15 protein-coding genes and 1 tRNA gene are annotated in these 19,956 nt (G+C 51.1%); 7 read left to right on the top strand and 9 right to left on the bottom strand.

Going from position 1 to position 19,956, the window contains the following annotated elements:
* Positions 1 to 5: 5 nt before the first annotated feature.
* Both sfnG and msuE read right to left on the bottom strand, forming a co-directional pair.
* On the bottom strand, positions 6 to 1,103 hold the full coding sequence (sfnG, locus tag CHB59_RS06525) for a dimethylsulfone monooxygenase SfnG (protein ID WP_089375437.1): 1,098 nt from the start codon (positions 1,101 to 1,103) through the stop codon (positions 6 to 8).
* A gap of 54 nt (positions 1,104 to 1,157) precedes the next feature.
* Entirely contained in the window at positions 1,158 to 1,736 is a 579-nt protein-coding gene (msuE, locus tag CHB59_RS06520; RefSeq protein WP_089375436.1) for an FMN reductase, read from the bottom strand.
* Positions 1,737 to 1,870: 134 nt separating this feature from the next.
* On the opposite strand from msuE, the gene CHB59_RS11740 reads away from it, so the two are divergent.
* The 4 genes from CHB59_RS11740 to CHB59_RS06505 all read left to right on the top strand — a co-directional run bounded on the left by CHB59_RS11740 (position 1,871) and on the right by CHB59_RS06505 (position 6,103).
* Positions 1,871 to 2,026, top strand: a complete 156-nt coding sequence (locus tag CHB59_RS11740) for a hypothetical protein (protein ID WP_179212094.1) — start codon at positions 1,871 to 1,873, stop codon at positions 2,024 to 2,026.
* An 852-nt stretch (positions 2,027 to 2,878) separates the two neighbouring features.
* Positions 2,879 to 3,502 (top strand): OmpW/AlkL family protein, encoded by a 624-nt coding sequence (locus tag CHB59_RS06515; RefSeq protein ID WP_089375612.1) that lies wholly within the window; start codon positions 2,879 to 2,881, stop codon positions 3,500 to 3,502.
* A 15-nt stretch (positions 3,503 to 3,517) separates the two neighbouring features.
* Positions 3,518 to 4,738 carry an SfnB family sulfur acquisition oxidoreductase gene (locus tag CHB59_RS06510; RefSeq protein WP_089375435.1) on the top strand — a complete coding sequence of 407 codons (1,221 nt, stop codon included), beginning with the start codon at positions 3,518 to 3,520 and terminating at the stop codon, positions 4,736 to 4,738.
* 93 nt (positions 4,739 to 4,831) lie between these two features.
* Positions 4,832 to 6,103, top strand: a complete 1,272-nt coding sequence (locus tag CHB59_RS06505; RefSeq protein WP_089375434.1) for a bifunctional O-acetylhomoserine aminocarboxypropyltransferase/cysteine synthase — start codon at positions 4,832 to 4,834, stop codon at positions 6,101 to 6,103.
* Between the two features lie 94 nt (positions 6,104 to 6,197).
* Here CHB59_RS06505 and CHB59_RS06500 read toward each other — a convergent pair whose 3' ends face one another.
* Entirely contained in the window at positions 6,198 to 7,403 is a 1,206-nt protein-coding gene (locus tag CHB59_RS06500; protein ID WP_245835075.1) for an acyl-CoA dehydrogenase family protein, read from the bottom strand.
* 10 nt (positions 7,404 to 7,413) lie between these two features.
* Positions 7,414 to 8,571: an FMNH2-dependent alkanesulfonate monooxygenase gene (ssuD, locus tag CHB59_RS06495; RefSeq protein WP_089375433.1), complete on the bottom strand. Its 1,158-nt coding sequence runs from the start codon at positions 8,569 to 8,571 to the stop codon at positions 7,414 to 7,416.
* A gap of 359 nt (positions 8,572 to 8,930) precedes the next feature.
* Between ssuD and CHB59_RS06490 the strand changes: the two genes are divergently transcribed.
* From CHB59_RS06490 to ribA, 3 genes are all read left to right on the top strand, one after another.
* Positions 8,931 to 10,139 (top strand): acyl-CoA dehydrogenase family protein, encoded by a 1,209-nt coding sequence (locus tag CHB59_RS06490; protein ID WP_089375432.1) that lies wholly within the window; start codon positions 8,931 to 8,933, stop codon positions 10,137 to 10,139.
* Between the two features lie 71 nt (positions 10,140 to 10,210).
* Complete coding sequence (locus CHB59_RS06485) at positions 10,211 to 11,257, top strand: sigma-54 interaction domain-containing protein (protein WP_089375610.1); 1,047 nt, start codon at positions 10,211 to 10,213, stop codon at positions 11,255 to 11,257.
* Positions 11,258 to 11,327: 70 nt separating this feature from the next.
* Positions 11,328 to 11,954, top strand: a complete 627-nt coding sequence (gene ribA / locus CHB59_RS06480; protein WP_089375431.1) for a GTP cyclohydrolase II — start codon at positions 11,328 to 11,330, stop codon at positions 11,952 to 11,954.
* A gap of 50 nt (positions 11,955 to 12,004) precedes the next feature.
* Here the strand turns inward: ribA and CHB59_RS06475 are convergent, their stop codons facing one another.
* The 5 genes from CHB59_RS06475 to CHB59_RS06450 all read right to left on the bottom strand — a co-directional run bounded on the left by CHB59_RS06475 (position 12,005) and on the right by CHB59_RS06450 (position 19,878).
* On the bottom strand, positions 12,005 to 12,244 hold the full coding sequence (locus CHB59_RS06475) for a hypothetical protein (RefSeq protein ID WP_089375609.1): 240 nt from the start codon (positions 12,242 to 12,244) through the stop codon (positions 12,005 to 12,007).
* A 99-nt stretch (positions 12,245 to 12,343) separates the two neighbouring features.
* Positions 12,344 to 15,829, bottom strand: coding sequence for a DUF748 domain-containing protein (locus CHB59_RS06470; RefSeq protein WP_089375430.1), 3,486 nt, complete (start codon positions 15,827 to 15,829; stop codon positions 12,344 to 12,346).
* A gap of 59 nt (positions 15,830 to 15,888) precedes the next feature.
* Positions 15,889 to 16,830, bottom strand: a complete 942-nt coding sequence (locus CHB59_RS06465; RefSeq protein ID WP_089375429.1) for a M14 family metallopeptidase — start codon at positions 16,828 to 16,830, stop codon at positions 15,889 to 15,891.
* A 293-nt stretch (positions 16,831 to 17,123) separates the two neighbouring features.
* On the bottom strand, positions 17,124 to 19,310 hold the full coding sequence (locus CHB59_RS06460) for a TonB-dependent receptor plug domain-containing protein (RefSeq protein WP_089375428.1): 2,187 nt from the start codon (positions 19,308 to 19,310) through the stop codon (positions 17,124 to 17,126).
* A 478-nt stretch (positions 19,311 to 19,788) separates the two neighbouring features.
* A tRNA-Ser gene (locus CHB59_RS06450) sits at positions 19,789 to 19,878 on the bottom strand.
* Positions 19,879 to 19,956: the final 78 nt, after the last annotated feature.

Here is a 19,956-nt window from a genome sequence, read left to right as displayed (position 1 = left end):
CCTGTTTATGCAGCCTTGGCTTCCTGCTGCTTTTCCAGTTCACGTACTAATGGCAGCACTCGCTCACCGAAATACACCACTTCTTCATGGAAATGCAGGAACGCAGACAGCACCAGATCCACACCTATCGCCTTGAGCGCCACAATCCGCTCCGCAACCTGTTGCGGCGTGCCGATCAGATTGGTCTTGAAGCCATCGTTGTACTGCACTAGGTCTTCAAAAGTGGACTTGGCCCAATTACCATCACCCTCAGGACTGGCCTTGCCTGCATGCTTGACGGCATCACCAAAGGCATTTACCGCTTCTGGATCAGCTTTGTCGATAATTTCCTGAAGTACTGCTTTGGCTTCTTCTTCAGTATCACGGGCAATAATGAACGCATTGACGCCGATCTTGACCTTATGATGATTGCTTGCCGCCTTGGCCCTGATATCGTCAATTTGCGCCTTGATACCTTCCACGGTATTGCCATTGGTGAAATACCAGTCCGAGACACGGGATGCCATGTCGCGCGCAGCGCGTGAGCTGCCGCCCTGAAAGATTTCAGGATGCGGATTTTGGTTGTAGGGTTTTGGTTTCAGCGTGTAATCATGGAATCGATAAAAATCGCCGTGAAAACTGAAATTATCCGTGGTCCAGATACCCTTGAGCGCACGGATGAACTCCTCAGAACGACGATAGCGCTCGTCATGTTCCAGCCATGGTTCGCCGATGGCGGTGAACTCACCCTTGAACCAACCAGAGACGACATTGATGGCAATTCTCCCTTTGGTCAGTTGATCAATGGTGGCCAATTGTTTCGCAGCAACGACAGGGTTCCATGGCCCAGGAAGGATTGCGGCAATCACCTTGAGCTTGGTCGTCGCAGCAAGCAAAGCATGGGAAAATGCGACGGGCTCATGCTGAAATTCAGCGCCATACCCAGCAGTAAAACGAATCTGGCTGAGGGCATAATCAAAGCCATTCTGTTCAGCAAGCTGCGCCAGCTTGACGTTGTAATCAATATCCCAGCTTGTGCGTTGCTCAATCTTGCTGACTACCAGGCCACCACTGACATTCGGCACCCAATAGGCAAATTTGATTTCGGTTTGTTGTGTACTCATGGTCTATCCTTTCAAAATACGAGAAGTGACCTGTCATCGCAGGTCATCAATCATTCATGCGGCAATGCTGGTGGGTGATTGCAATTGTTGAAGAAACGGCAACGCCCGCTCCACAGCCAAGGCAATCCGCTGTTGCAGGGCATCACTGCCAATGTCGTAGCCACCGGCATCATCTTCGATGAAATCTGTTTCAGTGCCGTAGACACCCAGTGGCAAGGTCAATGCCTGGAAAAAACTGAATAAAGGACGTAGTTGGTGATCTATCACCAGTGCATGGCGATCACTTCCGCCCGTGGCAGCCAGGAATACAGGAGTGTTGAACAGGGTTTCATGCCCGACGAAATCGAACAGGTGCTTGAACAAGCCAGTGACAGAAGCACGATATACAGGCGTTGCCACCACGAGGAAATCTGCAGCCTCTATCCTGGCAATCTCATCCAGCGCTGCTTGGGACAACTCAAGACGACTCAGGCTTCCCCCAAGTGATGGCCCCAGTTTTTGCAGCTCAATCACATGGACATCGAGCAGCAACTTACTCTGCAACTCATGCACTATGGTTTTTAACAACGTGGTCGTACGGGATGGCTGGCTCAGACTCCCGGATATGGCGACCAGCTTCAATGGTTTACTCATGCAAGCTCCTATCTACTTATCTGACTGCAGCCACTCTCAGGACTGCAATGCACATTAGATAGATAGCAGCATCCATGCCACAATTAAAAATTGTTATATTTCAATATGTTGTATATTTTTAGATTAAAAAACTGATGCTGCAGGACATGCTAACTGCTGGAATGCTGCTGATTAATCAGCAGCGAATGGGGAGAAAAGCACAGTTGATTCACTTCAATATGGCACAAGATGCTGCGCAGGAAGCAGCATCCCAGTTGCCACTTTCCCTTATCCAGCACAAAACACAATAAAAAACCCCGGGAATCCCGGGGTTCAGCAGCACTCTCATTAGATGTCTAATCCTTAGCTTATATGTACTATGCTAAGTAAGGTAATAAATTTACTCAGGCAATCTCAGATGACTCTAACTAAAAAAGCCAGGGCAAGCCAAAATGGAAAAGAAAGGGAAAACCATTCTGTCTTGCCCGGCATAAAATTTAACTACAAATTCACGCACACCTACTCGACATCATCCTTATGTCGAAATAGATACTCCTCTCTGGTAAAAGTGCCAGATGAAAGAAATACGTAGCGATAGTAGCACTCAGTAGACTAATCTCCATTTAACAAAAAATATAGTGATGTTTATTACACAGAATTCATCAACAGTAAAATTTATAAAAAACAATAAATAATCAAATATTTAAATTATTTTTTTATAGTTTAAAGCAAAAAAATTAACAAATATAATTAACAATAGTTAACAATTTAATTGTTTCCTGTGTTGCATTACTAAAATCCAATATTAAATATTCAATTCTTTATTTCCAATTAATAATGATGATCAATCACTATTATAATAACAGATTAGTACCGACCTGTAACTTCTTATACCGCCTAAAAATAATAGGGTAATCCAGTCATTTTTCTTTGCTACTTCAATAATTGGAGAGATGTAAGAATATGCGTTTAAAAATTATGTTATTTCCAGCAGCGATTCAGCAAACTGCTGGTTACCGCTCTTTGATAAAAATAAAATATCATATAAATCATACAATTAATATTTGGCACACTAACTGCAATGTGTAACATGCGTTAGTGCTACACCTCCTCCAATGGCTGGCACTTTTGCAATTATTTTCATAATTACAAAAGGACACTATATGCCGAGACGTTTTTCTTTTTCCTTCACATTGGCTGGTCTGTTGGTTCTTCCCATAACCGCTGTCGCAGATACTGGCAACGAAGTACTTTCGCCCTGGCAGGTGCGTGCCGGGGTTTCCCTGATTGTTCCCAAATCGGAAAACGGTGCTATTTTTGACCACACGGCCAATGTCACCATTGATCATCGAGCAGGCCCGTCTTTCAATATCGGCTATTTCATCACGCCGAACTGGGCCATTGACCTGCTTGGCGGGCTGGCTTTCAAGCATCAGATTCATGTCAATGGCTCACATGCTGGAGAAACCAAGCATCTGCCGCCGATTCTCAGCCTGCAATATCACTTTCGTCCGGAAGCAAGGTTGCGGCCATTTGTAGGTTTAGGCTTGAATTACACGGCCTTTGTCGATGAAAAGCTGGATGATGGATCCAAGCTGAAACTACGCGATTCGTGGGGCCCTGCGTTGCAGGCTGGACTGGATTACGCACTGGATAATCATTGGACTATAGGTGCTGATGTGCGCTATGCCCGCATCAATACCAAGGTGCGCATCAATGGCGCTGATGCCGGCGATGTTGATGTCAATCCCACTGTCTATTCGATCAATGTCGGTTATCGTTTTTAATCTGGAGTCATCATCATGAGTGAAATCATTATTGAAAGACCGTACCTGAGTACTGTTGCCCATCGCATAAGCAGTGATGCAGAAGCGATTCAGGTGGCTCATACGCTTGCAGAACAATTCCGTGAGAAGGCTTCCGAGCGCGACCGCAAAAGAATTCTTCCCATTGCTGAACTGGATGCTTTTTCCCAAAGCGGCTTATGGGCCATTACTATTCCCAAGGAGTATGGCGGTGCTGGTGTATCTTTCCGTACTGTCGGGGAGGTCATCCGCATTATTTCTGCGGTTGATCCCTCGCTTGGACAATTGCCACAGAATCATCTGGTTGTGGTTGAGCACCTGATCCTGGATGCCTCAGAAGCACAAAAGCGCTTTTTCTTTGATCTCGTCCTCAGGGGCGCCCGCTTTGGCAATGCGTTTTCCGAGAAAGGCAGCCGGACTGTTGCCGAGTTTGCCACCAAAATCACGCCCGATGGGGATGGTTATGTCGTTAATGGGACAAAATTTTTCTCCACTGGCGCCCTGCTCGCCCATTGGATTCCTATTGTCACGGTAGATGAAGCCGGATTGCCTTATCTTGCACTGGCTGAACAAGGTACTGCCGGATTACAGGTGGTCAATGACTGGTCCAGTTTCGGGCAACGCACCACAGCCAGCGGCACTGTGATCATTGACCAGGTCAAAGTGCCAAGGGAACATGTTGTCCCAATTTATCAGGCATTTGCCCGCCCCACAGCAGGGGGACCTACTTCACAATTTATCCAGGCAGCGGTGGATGCCGGGATTGCTGAAGGTGCCATCGAAGCAGCCATTGCTTATATACGTCAACATGCACGTCCGTGGATAGATGACCAGCACAGCAAGCATGCCAGTGAGGACCCTTATACTATCCATCAAATTGGCGATTTGAAGTTGCGCCTGCACGCGGCTATCGCATTACTTGATCGTTCTGCGGAGAAGCTACAGATTGCGTCTGCCGAGGCCAATGAGGCTACAGTCGCTGCAGCTTCTATCGCAGTCGCTGAAGCCAAGGTGCTCACCACCGAAATTGCCTTGCTGGCAAGTAACAAGCTCTTCGAGCTGTCTGGCACACGCTCCACACTGGAGGAGTACAACCTGGATAGGCACTGGCGCAATGCGCGCACCCATACCCTGCACGATCCAGTGCGCTGGAAATATCATGCCATTGGCAATTATTACCTCAACGAGGTAAACCCGCCACGACATCCCTGGTTATAAGCAAACAAGAAATTGGTATAAACGCGGGTTCATTCCGCGTTTATTATGAGAGAAATTACATAAGAAAACCTTGATAAGCACCTAGGATAACTCATGAAACCAGAAACCCTAGCCATACACGCAGGCTACCATCCAGACCCAACAACCAAGGCCGTAGCTGTACCGATCTACCAGACTTCTTCTTACGCTTTCGACAGTACCCAGCACGGTGCAGACCTGTTTGACCTCAAAGTGCAAGGCAATATCTACAGCCGCATCATGAATCCCACCAATGCCGTACTGGAGGAAAGGCTGGCCCAGCTGGAGGGAGGCATTGGCGCACTCACGCTGGCATCTGGCATGGCCGCTATTACCTATGCCATCCAGACTATTGCCGAGGCCGGAGATAATATCGTTTCTGTATCCACCCTGTATGGCGGCTCTTACAACCTGTTTGCCCATACCCTGCCTAAACAAGGCATAGAAGTACGGTTTTTCGACTACCGTGATCCAGCAAGCCTGGAGCGACTGATCGATAGTCGCACTAAACTGGTCTTTGCCGAGACGATAGGCAACCCCCTGGGCAACATCATTGATCTTGAGGCCATCAGCAGGTCTGCCCATGCACATGGCGTGCCAGTGATTGTAGACAACACGGTTGCCACACCAATCCTGAGCAGGCCTTTCGAACATGGTGTTGATATCGTAGTGCACTCGCTCACCAAATATATTGGCGGTCATGGCAACTCCATTGGCGGCGCCATCGTTGATAGCGGTCGCTTCCCCTGGGGTGAGCACAAGGAACGCTTCAGCAGCCTTAACACGCCTGACCCCAGCTACCATGGAGTCAACTATGTGGAAGCGCTGGGTCCAGCAGCGTTTATCGCCCGCGCCCGTGTTGTTCCGCTGCGTAATACTGGCGCGGCCTTGAGTCCGCTCAATGCATTTCTGATCCTGCAGGGCCTGGAAACCTTGCCGCTGCGGATTGAACGGCATAGCGAAAATGCACTCAAGGTTGCGCAATACCTGCAACAGCACCCGAAGGTGAAATGGGTCAAATATGCTGGATTGCCCGATCATCCTGAACATCACCTGGCACAACGCTATCTCAAAGGCCGCGCCTCCGGCATTCTTTCCTTTGGTGTGCAAGATGGCCGGGAAGGTGGCACACGCTTCATTGATGCCCTGCAATTATTCACGCGACTGGTGAATATTGGCGATGCAAAAAGTCTTGCCTGCCACCCTGCCACGACAACTCACCGTCAACTGAATGAGGCAGAGCTGGCCAGTGCGGGTGTCAGTGCAGACATGGTACGCTTGTCAGTGGGTATCGAACACATTGATGACCTGATTGCCGATCTGGAACAGGCGCTTATAAAAGTCTAGCACGCTGCTCCTGCGCTGAAATATGAAGAAGCCCGGGGTTCCGGGCTTCTTCATTATATGCGCTCTATCTCACTCCGGGCATGGTATGCGATCATCAGGAATAAAATGATGGATCGGGATATGCACCATTCAAGGCCCAGTCGCCCAATTCCCGCAATTTGAAGTCTACCGGGTCGTGCAGGGTGTATACCCGCAGGTTGCGCCAGAAGCGATCCAGCCGCAGTGCAGCGGTGGTTGCGCGCGCGCCCGTGACCTCGAACATGCGCTGGGTGATATCCAGGCCTGCGCGGGTAGTGGCAATTTTGGCGGCAGTCACTGCGACAGCAACTTCGCCACGTTCTTCCGCTGTGAGTGCTTCTGCCCTGCTCCATGCTGCGTCCAGCAATGCAGCTGCTCGCTCGGTCAATAGCCTTGCCCCTTCAAGCGCTACCCAGAACTCGCCATAATGCAGCAAGGTATAAGGATCAGCCTGGATGTTGCCTGCCAATGAGCCAGGCCAGACGCGCGATTGCCCGAGGGTATATTGCTTTGCTTCTGCCAGGGCACCTTCGGCAATGCCAAGGTAGATACTGGAAAAAATCAGTTGCGCGATCAGGGGTCGCAGGCAGGCAAATGGCGTGCTGAGCGGGCCTGGGTCGGTCAGCAATTCATGCTGATGGACCAATACATGCTGGAAATCCGCACTGCCGCTATCAGTCTGGCGCTGACCGATATTATCCCAATCCTGATGCAGGATAATGCCTTCCCGCGCGGTGGGTAGCGCGGCAATCAGCAGCTTGCCGGTTTCTGCGTCCAGCGCGGAGGCTATCAACATGTCGGAATCCGTTGCGCCAGAGCAAAAACTTTTCTTGCCATGGAATTCACGCTGTCCGGATATGACCTGGCTGCTGGTCCGTGTATCCAATGGATTGAGGGCATTGCCCCAGAACCAATTGTGCTCAGCAGTTTGCTGCCACCACTGCCTCCACTGATTCTCCGTGCCAAATAACCGTACAGTGGCCAGCATCAGGTGCTGGAAAGCAAAGACCTGGGCAATCGAACTGTCGACCCGGGCGAACTCACGCACGACGCCGAGCGTCTCAGACCAGTTGGCTCCCCAACCTCCAGACTCAACTGGTATGATCAGGCTGAGCAGGCCGCTGGCCCTGATCCGGTCTCGCTCAACCTTGGGTGTCCCTCCTTGCTGATCCCTTGCAACTGCAGTCCGAGCAAACTCCCTGGCCAATGCCTGTGCTACATATAATGGTGCCTCTTCAGCCTGTACCGTTTCCGCTATATTGATGGTCTCGACCTGATTCACATATCTCTCCCTATTTAATCGCTGTGAGCTTGCTGCTAGTTGGCGGCGGCACGATATCGTTGGCCACCATTTCCCCAAACGGCCCGGTCAGGTTGATGTCGCCATGTGCATGTTGCTGTTCTACAGGTAATAGCGGAAACAGCAGTTCGGCCACTCGGTATGCCTCTTCCAGGTGCGGATAGCCCGAGAAAATAAAATAATCTATCCCCAGGGCGGCATACTCACGGATGCGCTCCGCCACCTCTTCCGGATTACCTACCAGCGCTGTGCCTGCACCTCCGCGTACCAGTCCGACACCGGCCCAGAGATTAGGCGCAACAGTCAGTTTGTCACGGCGTCCGCCATGCAGGGCCGACATGCGGCGTTGGCCTTCAGAGTCAAAACGTGAAAATGCTTTCTGGGCCGAGGCAATGGTGTCATCCGTCACATGGGAAATCAGCTCATCGGCAGCCTGCCATGCCTGCTCGCTGGTCTCGCGTACAATAACATGCATACGGATGCCGAATTTCAGTTTCCGCCCATGAGCAGCGGCACGTGCCTTCACCGCCTCAATTTTTTCTCGTACTGCTTCCAACGGCTCACCCCAGGTCAGGTAGACATCAATCTGTTGCGCCGCCAATTCCACCGCTTCGGGCGAGGAACCTCCAAAGAACAAGGGAGGATATGGTTTCTGCACAGGTGGATACATGGTTTTTGCATTTTTGACCTTGATGTACTCTCCATCGAAATCCACAGACTCTCCTGCTGCCACACCACGCCATACCTTAAGGAATTCATCAGCCTCGGCATAACGCTCTGAATGGCTGAGGAAATTACCATCGCCATGCTGCTCATCCGGGTCACCGCCGCTGACGACATTGATCAGTAAGCGCCCATCCGATATGCGATCCAGGGTTGCCGCCATCCGCGCTGATACAGTCGGTGAAATCACACCGGGGCGGATGGCAATCAGGAACTTCAATCTTTCCGTAAAATTGACCAGCGAAGATGCAACCACCCAGGAGTCTTCGCATGACCTGCCGGTCGGGATCAATACCCCCTTGAATCCCAGCTCATCCGCAGCCTGCGCGATTTGCTTCAAATAGTGATGACTTACGGCACGGCCACCATGGCTGGTACCAAGATAGCGACTATCTCCATGAGTGGGAAGAAACCAGAATATTTCCATCTAAGCTGTCCTTGTACTGAAAAAACATTGTCAGTGTTGAATCAGCAAACTCCATGCCACTATTTAACAGTTTGTTTTAAAACAAAATATTTTTTAACAGCTGTATTATGTGCTGCTATATAAGCAGTTATCTGCTCAATTGCTTCCTGAGCAGCAATCATTGCTGAATATTCCACATTGATATTGCTGCGTCATCAGCAACACTTGATCGGAAAGATATTTCTCAAGCTGCCCGCAAGCCTCTCCCATATTGGGCTCGCGTCCTGCTGCTTGCCCAGCAGCAAGCATGACTCCCTGCCCTTGCCATTTCTGGCACGATATTTGCCATATTCTTATTAACCAATAAAGGAATATAACTCTTGGCTATTTCAATATCAGTACCAGAAGCTGCAAATCCAGCAGATACACTCAAGAGCTCCCTTGAAATTGCCAGGGAGCTGGCTGCCGAGTTTCGCCTGACCGCTGTTGAACGTGATCAGGCAGGTGGCACCCCTAAAATTGAACGTGACCTGATCCGCAATAGCGGATTGCTGGCACTCTCGATTCCTGGCACTGAAGGCGGCCTGGGAGCCAACTGGCAGGAAACCATGCAGATAGTGCGCGAGTTTGCCCGGGTGGACAGCTCAATTGCACACGTATTTGCGTTCCACCACCTCATGCTGGCGACCTTGCGCATGTTCGGCAGGCCGGATCAATGGCAACCCTGGTTCAGGCATACCGCCAGGCTCAATTGGTTCTGGGGCAATGCCCTCAACCCGCTGGACGCACGTACCACCAGTCGTCAGGTCAAGCACTGGCATGAGTTTTCCGGGAAAAAGAGTTTTTGTTCTGGCGCCATGGATTCTGAAATGCTGATTGTTTCAGCCTATGCCCAGGATACAAAAGAACTGCTGATTGCCGCCCTGCCTACAGCCCGTACCGGGATCAATGTCTTGCAGGACTGGCATAATATCGGACAACGCCAGACCGATAGCGGCAGTGTCAATTTCGAGAGAGTCCGGGTTGAGAAAGATGACCTCCTGCAGGAACCAGGCCCATTGAGTACGCCTTTCTCCTGCCTGCGCCCCCTGCTGGCACAGTTGATCCTGACCAATATCTACCTGGGTATCGCCGAAGGCGCATTTGAGGATGCCCGGCACTATACGCTCAACGAGGCCAGGGCATGGCACCTTTCAGGCGTAGCCCTCCCTGAAGATGACCCTTATACCCTCGCCCACTATGGCGAGTTCTGGGCCAGTTTGCAAAGTGCCCGCGCGTTGACCAACCTGGCTGCCGCACAATTTGATGCTGCATGGGAACAGCAGGCATCCCTGTCAGAAGAAGCGCGTGGCAAGGTAGCCATCGAGATTGGCGCTGCCAAGGTCGTCACGACCAGAATCGGGCTGGACATTACCAGCCGCATGTTTGAGGTAGCTGGCTCCAGGGCAACGCATGCTGGGCTGCGGCTTGACCGGCATTGGCGCAACCTGCGCACCCATACTCTGCATGATCCCGTTGACTACAAAATCAAGGAACTTGGCGAATGGGCACTGAAATATCAGTACCCCAGGCCATCATTCTACTCATGAACATTATGGACAACGACCATATGGGATTTACCCCTCAAGAATTAGAAAGCTTTTACGCGCAAGAGGAAAACATGAACCTGTTAACGCTACCCAACTCGCAGTCGCTCACCACGTCCATACGCGCCACTGCCCAGGTATTCGAAGACCCGAAATCCCTGGCGCTGCTCGCTCGCATCCAGAAAATCGCTCCCAGTGATGCCAATGTCCTGATCATAGGCGAGACCGGCACAGGCAAGGAGCTGATTGCACGTCACGTCCATGATCTCAGCCACCGCAAAGGCAAGCCGTTTGTCGCCGTCAATTGCGGCGCGTTTTCCGAAAATCTGGTCGAAAGTGAGCTGTTTGGCCATGAAAAAGGTGCATTTACCGGCGCTTTCGCTGCCAAGACTGGCTGGTTCGAGGCTGCCAATGGCGGCACTATTTTCCTGGATGAGATCGGCGACCTGCCCCTGAGTATCCAGGTCAAATTACTACGCGTGCTGCAGGAACGTGAAGTCGTGCGGCTGGGCGCGCGCAAGCCAACCCCGATTGATGTGCGCCTGGTCGCGGCCACCAATGTCAGGCTTGAAGAGGCGGTGTTGGCTGGCAATTTCCGCGAGGATTTATTTTATCGCCTGCGTGTTGCTCATCTGGAGATCCCAACATTGCGCGACCGCCCAGGAGATATCCTGCCTCTGGCTGAATATTTTGTCGGCGAATATCGAAGGCGGCTTGGCTATGGCCAGATTGAGATTGATGAAGATGCCCAGCGCAAACTCCTCTCGCATGCCTGGCCGGGAAATATCCGTGAACTCGAAAATGCCATCCACCATGCGCTGCTGATCTGCAAGGCCAATCGGCTACGCAGTGAAGACCTGCAACTTTCATCCATCCAGCTACACCGCGCACGACAGGAATCCGGTCATGCCAGCCTGGGAGACCCGCTGCAGCAAGCCTTGCATCAATTGTTTGAAGCAGGCCACAGCAGCCTTTATGAACATATTGAAGACACGGTGATACGGACAGCCTATCACTATTGCCACAATAACCAGGTGCAAACTGCGCGCCTTTTAGGTGTCAGTCGCAACATCGTTCGCGCAAGGCTGATCAAGATGGGCGCAATTTCTGCCCTGAAATAGCTGGCATCACAGGCAGATTTACTTTAATCTGCCTGTCTGCATTTTGTACGCTGCACACAGTAATATCCATATGAGCACGATCAGTAAAATTTCTTCGTCTACTTTGCCTACCAAGTACGGCCAATTCATTATCCATGTATATCAGGATCAGCAGAGCGGCCAGGAACATGTTGCCCTTGTCGCAGGACAGGTGCTGCAACAGGAAAACGTATTGGTACGCGTGCATTCTGAATGCCTGACCGGGGATATTTTTTCCTCCAATCGCTGCGATTGCGGTGAGCAGCTTGTACTGGCGCAAAGCATGATTGCAGAAGCCGGACAAGGCATCCTGCTCTACCTCAAGGGCCATGAAGGCCGCGGCATAGGACTAGCCAACAAGATTCACGCCTACGCATTGCAGGATCAGGGGCTGGACACGGTGGATGCCAACCTGCACCTCGGGCTGCCGATTGACCAGCGCAGCTATACTGCCGCCGTTGATATCCTCAAGGAACTTGGCGTGCATTCCTTGCGCCTCATGACCAATAATCCAGACAAGGTATCCAGTCTGCAACAGGCCGGCTTAACCATCAATGAGCGCATTCCATTGCTGATCCAGCCCAACCAGGACAATCTGCAATACCTGCTGACCAAGCGCGACAAGCTGGGGCATTTCCTGGCAGAGCCAGCTTCCAAACTGGATTTCGGCGATCTTTGACTTGAAACTTCAGTTAAATAAAAAATAGCGGCCAGGCCGCTATTTTTTATTTAACTGAAGTTTCTCTTCACATGATGCAGGTGGTAGCCATGCTGCTCGATATCACGAATGATCAGGTCTGCATTGTAACCTGCGTGATGCTCGCCCTGGGTGACCTCAACATCTGAGTTCTGGTGTACCAGCTTGGCAAAATCAGGGTCTGATGTCTGCACTTTTGCCACATCGTCACCAGCCCTGACTGAAATGTACTTGTTGCTGCTGGTCGCGCTTTTATAAATATCTACTTTCATGATGTTCTCCATGTGGTTGATATTCATGCCTGATACAAATTATGTATCGGCCCTCCTGACTATGACTACATCATGGCACAGGAGTGCCGCCAGATAAAGTCACTCTTGCTGCCCGGCACCAAGCTCCAGTGGCATGTGCACCTCGCCATCACTGCCTGACTGCTGCACAAGTGGCTTGATTTGCAGTTTTTCCGGAGCCAGCGCCAGTGTTTCCTGCAGGTATTTCTGCACAACTTCAGCACGTGCGTTTGCCAGTGCTTCCAGCCAGGATGGCTCCAATTTAGCATGCTGATTCAATGCTTCCAGCAATTTATTGTAGCGGACATCTTCTTCCTTTTCCGCCTTGATCGTATCCAATACTTCTGCCGTCAGCTGCTCTTTTGCCAGCCTTTCCAGCGCAGCTCGTGCTTTCCTGCTATGGACATCCACAGGCCCAGGTTTGTCTCCAGGCTCCAGCTTGATACCCATCTGGGCAGCCACCTGGTTGCGCACGAACTGCTCCTGCAAGGCACTTCCATCGACCTTGTCGTCAATAACAGGAGCCACTGCCAATATCAACGCGGGACGCTTAGCAAGCGCTTCACTGATCGCTTTGAGCTTCTCCTGTTCTGGCGGTGCCAGCTCGGCACTGCCCGGATCAAACAACAAGGCTTCCAGCTGGTCTGCGCCGATACCAAGCAAGTTACCCAGGGCACGGAATGGCGAAGTCACGATTTTACCCAGCACATTCACAATCGCTTTCCATACGATCTTGCCATAGCTGAATTCAGGATCATCCAGGCTACCTGATACCGGCAGATCCAGGTCAATTACGCCATTGCTGTCTTCCAGCAAGGCGATGGCCAGGTCGAGTGGCAGGTTCACGGCATCTTCGCTGGATACTTGCTCTCCCAGCCTGAGCTTGTTGACGACAAATTTGTTCTCACCTGCCAGCTGGCGCTGCTTGATCTTGTATTCCAGGTCTACTGAAAGTTTGCCGGAATCAATGCGCCGCCCTGCAAACTTGCCTGAATATGGTGTCAGGCGGTTCATTTCCAGGTTGCGGAATACCAGCTTGAGATCAGTGAAGTCTGTGGCCTTGAATGGCTGCAGTGAGCCGCGAATGCGGGCGGAACCATATTCATCGACCTTGCCATCCAGTTCAACCTGGGCGGTCGCATCCTCTTTGCTGGAAAGGCCATTCACGACACCAGACAAGGAATGGATGTTGGTGCCAAATTGCGGCGTCAATGACAAATCGGCAAATTCCAGCTGCGCCTTGTCTATGCGAATCCGGTTCACTGCCACGGCGAACGCCTCGCCATCCTTGGCTGCCGGTGCAGTATCCGCCGGTGCGGCTGCGCTTCCCTGGTCACGCAGGATGCGCGTGACATTCAGGCTGCGGTCTTCATAGATGATGAACTTGCCATTCGGCTCAGTGATCCGCAGTTCGCCTATGCGCAACTGGTCTGGCGCCAAGCTCAGCCGCAGATTGTCCGTAGACAGGCTTTTCCAGCCAAGGAAAGGCTGTCCACCCTCTTCTTCCACGATATTCAGATGATTGACACTGAAACCGCCGTTATATTGCAGGGATAACTGCTTTCCCTGCTTGAGATCAAGATTACCGGCAATATTCACGGCCCCATCATTCAGCTTGAGCAGAGCAGCCTGGTTCACGTAAGGTGCAAAAGGCTTGAGCGAAAGCTGGTTCAGCTTCAGCTTGAAATCACCGTTCAGGGTTTCAGGCACGATCTTGCCTTGTGAACTGAATGCACCGCCCTGCTTGACCTTGAATGCCAGGCTCACTGGCAATGCCTTCTTCTGGTCCAGGGAAATATCCTTGACTTCAACTGCGGCCTGCTGGATATCCAGTTTGACCGGCGTGGGTGTACTTTTATCCTCGAAATGGATGGCAGCATCAGCCAATGCCAGTCGCTTGAGGTCCAGCATCCACGACGATGACTGAGGTTGAGCCGGGGCTGGCTCAGCCTTGTTATCTGACTGGGCTGTTGCCGGTTCCAGCATGCTGGCCCAGTTGATGGTCTTGCTGTCCCTGAGTACCCGGGTATCCAGCCCGCTCAATACAATGGCAGCCAAGGTTGCCTTGCTTTCTGCCAGCTCCACTTTGCCACCCTGAACCTCCAGTTTGCCAAGTGTTGCAGCAGGCGTATTATCCAGCGCAGATGCCACAGAGACCTTGCCAACTTCTGCATGGATATCATCCAGCACAATCGCGTCCTGAGGGCCAGCCAGCTTGAGACTCAGGTTGATATCATTAACCGCAACTTTCATCAGGTGCTTGAAGGCATGATCTGCATAATCCGCCTTGAAGCCGGCAATATTGAATTGCCCAAGCGTAATATCAAATGGCTGCGATGGTTCCGACTCAGCCTGAACGTCTTCTTGCTGGGTATCTTCTGACGTGGCGCCAGCGCTATCTGCAGTGGCAACATGCAGTTGCTGCCAGTCCACCATCCCATCCTTGGCCCGCTCGGCATAAAGATGACCGTCAGCCAGTTTCAGGCTGCCGATATCAATCTTGCGCTGCATCAAATCCAGGCTGACATCTTCCAGCGCCATTTCTGGCAGCTCAAATAATGGCTTGCCTGCCTGCTCCAGGCTCAATCCATTCATGCCCAGCTTGAGCCCTGCCAATTGCACCTGTGTCTGTGGCGCAGCCTTGTATTCCAGCGTAGGCAAATCCACCTGCAATTGCTGCAAGCCAACCTTGCCTGCCTGGTCTTGGGATTGCAGCAGCACGGCTGCCAGGCTATCCAGGGTCAGTTGCATATGGCTGACCGTGACTTGCGGCTGCTCTTGCGGCATGGAGAATTGATAATCCAGCTGTGCCTTCAATAAACCTTCGTCCAGCCTGACCGGCAAAGCATCAGGCGGCAATACCTTCAACAGGCTGGATAGCTTCAATCCATCCAGTTCGACCTTGCCACTGGATACAATCGGGTTCAAACCCAGCTCGCCCTTCCACTTCAGCGTACCGCCCTGTTCAGGCAGCTTGGCCATGATAGCGTAGTCCCCGAGGTCTTCCGGCAAAGTGGAGAATCCATCCAGCTCCAGGTCCAATGGCTCCAAAGCCGCACGGAAAGTCTCGGCACGGTTGTGGTCAGCATAGGCAATGTCCCCACGCGCAATCTTGATATGATCAATCAATAGACGCGCCATATCCCCGGAACTTTCCTCCTTGGGATTTTCATTGAGTTTGGCAATCAGGTCTGCCCAGTTGCTGCCTGTCGATGTCACCTCAAAATTGACATGCGGTGCATCGAGCTGGATATCCTTGAGGCGCCAGGCAAAGCGGAACAGCCCGCTCAGTTCCAGGTCGGTATGCAGGCGCTCGAAACCGGCCAGATCATCGCCATCGGCTGTCGTCAGCTTCAAATTGTTGACGGTAACTGCCAAGCGCAACGGGTCATAACTGACCCGTTCCACGGTCAGGCGGCTGGCCAGCTTGTTTTCGGCTATCCATGGTAATAAGCGCTGGGATATGGGATTGACAGCAAAATAGCCGAACAATAGATACGATACCCAGAAACCCAGCACCATCAGGAATGGTAAGCTGCTTGTTATTTTTATTAGCCGATTCAACATAAGTCCTCCGTTGTTTGCCTCAAACCTCCAAGGCAAGTTCCTGCAACCTGGGCTGCAAATTAAACACGATCTATTGGCCTGGCAAGATAGAACCACTCGTTGCCAACTGCCGCATGAGGATTGGGAAATACGATATAAACATCCTCAGCTGCCTGGATTTTCCGGCCATCAACGCGGGTGCCGATCAATGTACCCGCACGCAGGAACTCAAAGCCCTGCCATTCCTGCGCCAGATAATCCGCCTCATCCTCTTTATCCACGACCTCAAATAAACGCAGCGTCTTCCGGTCAGATATTTCTTCCGGCTGGACGGCTTCTATCATGCCCAGCCATGCCAAGGTATTGATAATTGCGCGATACGCTACCTCAGGTGCCGCTGGCGCTTCATGCTGACCACACTCCAGTGTCAGTCCGTAGCCGCCCTGGCTGCGCATGTATTCCGTGGTACCCACACCATAACTGGCATCTTCTTCAGCGCCTGCTGGCTGCCCCTGGCGCCGCATGACGCCAGCCGCATAGGTATCCAGCCAGCCATCAACAAACAGGTTGACCCCGAGATACCTGGCTAATGCCTCTTCTTCCTTATCGTGTGCAAAAGGCTCCAGCCTGCCCTGGTTGTTTTTCGGGCCCAACATCGCGAATGGCTCGCCTGGTGTATGAAAGGAATGCAGATCCAGCAGCACTTCGTGTGCGGCAAGCAACGGGCACAGCCAGTTGGCAATGTGGTCTTCAAACTGTAAAGGACGCTCTGTCGGCAACAACCTGCGGTTCAGGTTACGCTCTCCCTCCCGGGTGAACTGCTTGCGCGCCAGTGGATTGCAGACAGGTACAAACGTAACACTGCCAGCCTGTATGAGCAGTTTTCCCTGCTCAATCTCGCTGATTACGCGCTGAATCGCCTGGGTGCCGCAAGGTTCGTTACCATGTACCCCGCCCAGAACAATCAGGCGCTTACCGGGGCGGATGCCGCTGAAGGCAATGGAGTGGAAATGATGAGCCATGCCAGATTATCGCCGCTGCGACGCAATTTTTGCAAACATCAGGAGAATAAATTGCGCGCATTCAAGCAGGAAAATGACAGATGAACGTCTTGCAACTATCTATATAGAAATGGCAGTTCGGCCATCGTGAAATGCAAAAGCCCCGATAAACGGGGCTTTTTAAATCCTGGCAGAGAAGAATGGATTCCAACTTACGCAAGAATCACAATTTAATCAATGCCATAAAACACTTCCACACATAGAGATTGGTCATGCGCGTTTGTGTGTTGTACTTTGTGTAAGCTGACAGCCCCTTAAAACAAATAGGTCAATCGTACATACATCGAACGATAGGTAGGCTCAATTGCCCGCGTATACGCATTAAGTTGGCCATTGTTGTTGTAGGTGCTATCTACTCTATGCTCTTTCTGAGAAAGCACATTCAATACAGATGCACTCAATAGCCATCTTGGCGTAAGTTCAGTACGGGCACTTAGATCCACTCTCGTCATGGATTCAAGCTTGGCACCACGATAGCCGCCTGCAGCCAAGCGATACTTTTGATCATAGCCACTGGAGTAGTTTGCGCTGATCCCAAAGGTCGTCTTGATTCTGGGTACAAATACGTCCAGCCCCAGATTACCTACATAATCAGGTTGCTCCCAGACCTCTCGACGTTCGCCAGTACTTTCGTCCTTGATCCGGGTATATACCCTAGTCAAATTAGACCAGACACTGACATTTTGCATGTTCAGGAAATCAAGCGGAACGCGTGCATCCAGCTCAAGACCATACATGTGGCCATCTCCACCGTTCTGCAGGCGGGAAACATAGCGCCCATTTTCAAGACCAGTGAGGCTTTCAAGCTTATCGCTGAAATTACGCTGGAAAGCGCCTGCACTTAATAAGCCTCGCTTATTGAATAAATACTTATCGATACCGATATCAAGACCCCATGCTGTTTCAGGAATGACATTTGGGTTGCCTGCGGTATCTGGTGAAGCAATCGTGCCACCATTGGTCACAATCGATGGAGACAGATCACGCAATGAAGGGCGACGTAAAGTTTTGGCAATACCGGCGCGGATGTCCAAATCTTCTTGCAACGCTTGTACCACATTCAAGGATGGTAACCAGATGAGCTTGTCCTTGGTTTGCGAATCACCAAAGAAGTCCGTCAATTTGGTCGAGGACTTTTCCCCTCGTAATCCAACGGTAATACGATTACCCTCGAATAGAGAGAAGCTGTCTTGGAGGTAGGCACTATAAATCTGCTCTCCAACCTTGTAGCGTCGTGACCGATTAGCTGCGTCCACCACACCATTGGTGATATCCAGATTATCTTCATCCCGCTTCTCTTCAGAAGAAACCAAGCCCACACTTAAGCTGTGACTTCCCACCTTGAAGCGTCCTGCCAGCTCTGCTCGCAAAAGGCTCATGTCAATATCAGCTTTACGATACCGGGTTTGCTGTAACACATTGGCACCATTAAAGCGATAACCATTGCGGATAGTATCTTCGGAAGCACTTTGCCAATCCAAGGAGGCCTTGATATCCGCATCATCATTGAAAGTATGCTGCCACGCACTGTATAAGCCGATATTTTCTCTTACACGTTCGCGTTTTTCAGGTTCGTGGCGATCAAATGCAGTCTGATTGGCAATCAGCCGGTGACCGTTCTGATCGCGATATTCAGTCGTTTTCAAGTAACTAGGCTCAAAAACCAGACTGTCTTTTTCAGAAACCTGCATATCGACTCTGGGAGTCAAGTTGATCTGATCAAAACGCCGGACCTCCTCTTTGATCGAGCCGCCATTACGTGCCCCCGTTCCAGTATGCGTATATTCGTCTGAAGCCTCGCTTCGACGCTGTTGTTGAACCCCTCCGCTAAGTGAGAGCTTCACGACATCATCGCTGATCCCGTAGAGGAAAGTACCATCGGCAAGCCCTCCCACTCCTTCAAGGTAACCAGCTCCAATCGATACCTCATTCGCAATCGGTTTGTTAACTCCCTGTTTAAGGATGATATTGACTGTGCCTGCTACCCCTTGGGCATCCATGCTAGCCAGTGGTGCCTTATTGATCTCGATACGCTCAACCAAGGAACTGGGAATGCGATCCACCTGAATCGCACGGTCAGCATTGCCATCAAGGATACGGCGACCATTGATCAGTACTTGGGTATATTCACGCCCAATATTGCGTAATCTAATCTCGCGTGCGCGGTTGGCACCATCAAAAGACACCCCGGCAACACGTCGTAACGCATCTCCAAGTGGCTGATCACCGAACTGATTTAATTGCGCCGCATCGATAATCGTCTTGGCATTGAGCGCATTCTGCTTAGCCTCATTCGCAGCTTTGGCTGAATTATCAATCGCATCTGCCTTGACTACGGTTTCCTCAAGTGCCGAGATCACTTCATCATGAGCAAAAACATTGTTGGTCGTACCAAGCGCAACAAGAATAAACGTAGAACAGCTAAGCCTGAAAGTGGCCATAATAGTGATACCCCCCCGAGAATTTTAAGTAAAATGTATTTTTAAATACAAACAGTTCTCATTATATATTAAATGCTACTTAAAATCGCTCACGACTGGAGCCCTCAAGGCAACTCTCTATATCTCATTGATAAGTGCCAGGTTTGCAGCAACTTCGGGCAGTCAATTCACATTCAACATCAGCCCCAGACGGATGGCCTGAAGTTCCTAATCCAGACGCACGGCATGCTCACGCGCCTTGCGCATCGCAACCCGCTGGACGGAGGTATAAAGACTAAATGAAACGAGCGTGACTTTACCGTTCCCTAGTGAGGAACGATATTCTGAGGAGTACGACGATGGAAATAAAAGACATGATCGCGTAAGCGAAGATTAAGTACCGGTGTGCATGGAAGCGGAAGCTTCATAGGATCAGTGCAGCCGTGTGGACAAACCCACCGAGTGCCTGCAGCAGAAGTATCAAGGCATGAGCCTGATATGGCGGAGAGGGAGGGATTCGAACCCTCGACAGAGTTGCCCCTGTGCCACCTTTCCAGGGTGGTGACTTAAACCACTCATCCACCTCTCCGCGAAACGAGGCCGGATTATATATTAAATACTTCGTAGAAACCAAGCCTTTTGGTAATTTAGTTAATAATTTCCCTAC

The organism is Methylobacillus rhizosphaerae, from assembly GCF_900187985.1.
GTDB classification, from domain to species: domain Bacteria; phylum Pseudomonadota; class Gammaproteobacteria; order Burkholderiales; family Methylophilaceae; genus Methylobacillus; species Methylobacillus rhizosphaerae.
Note: the sequence above shows the minus strand (reverse complement) of the source record. Positions and strands in the feature narration are given on the sequence as shown.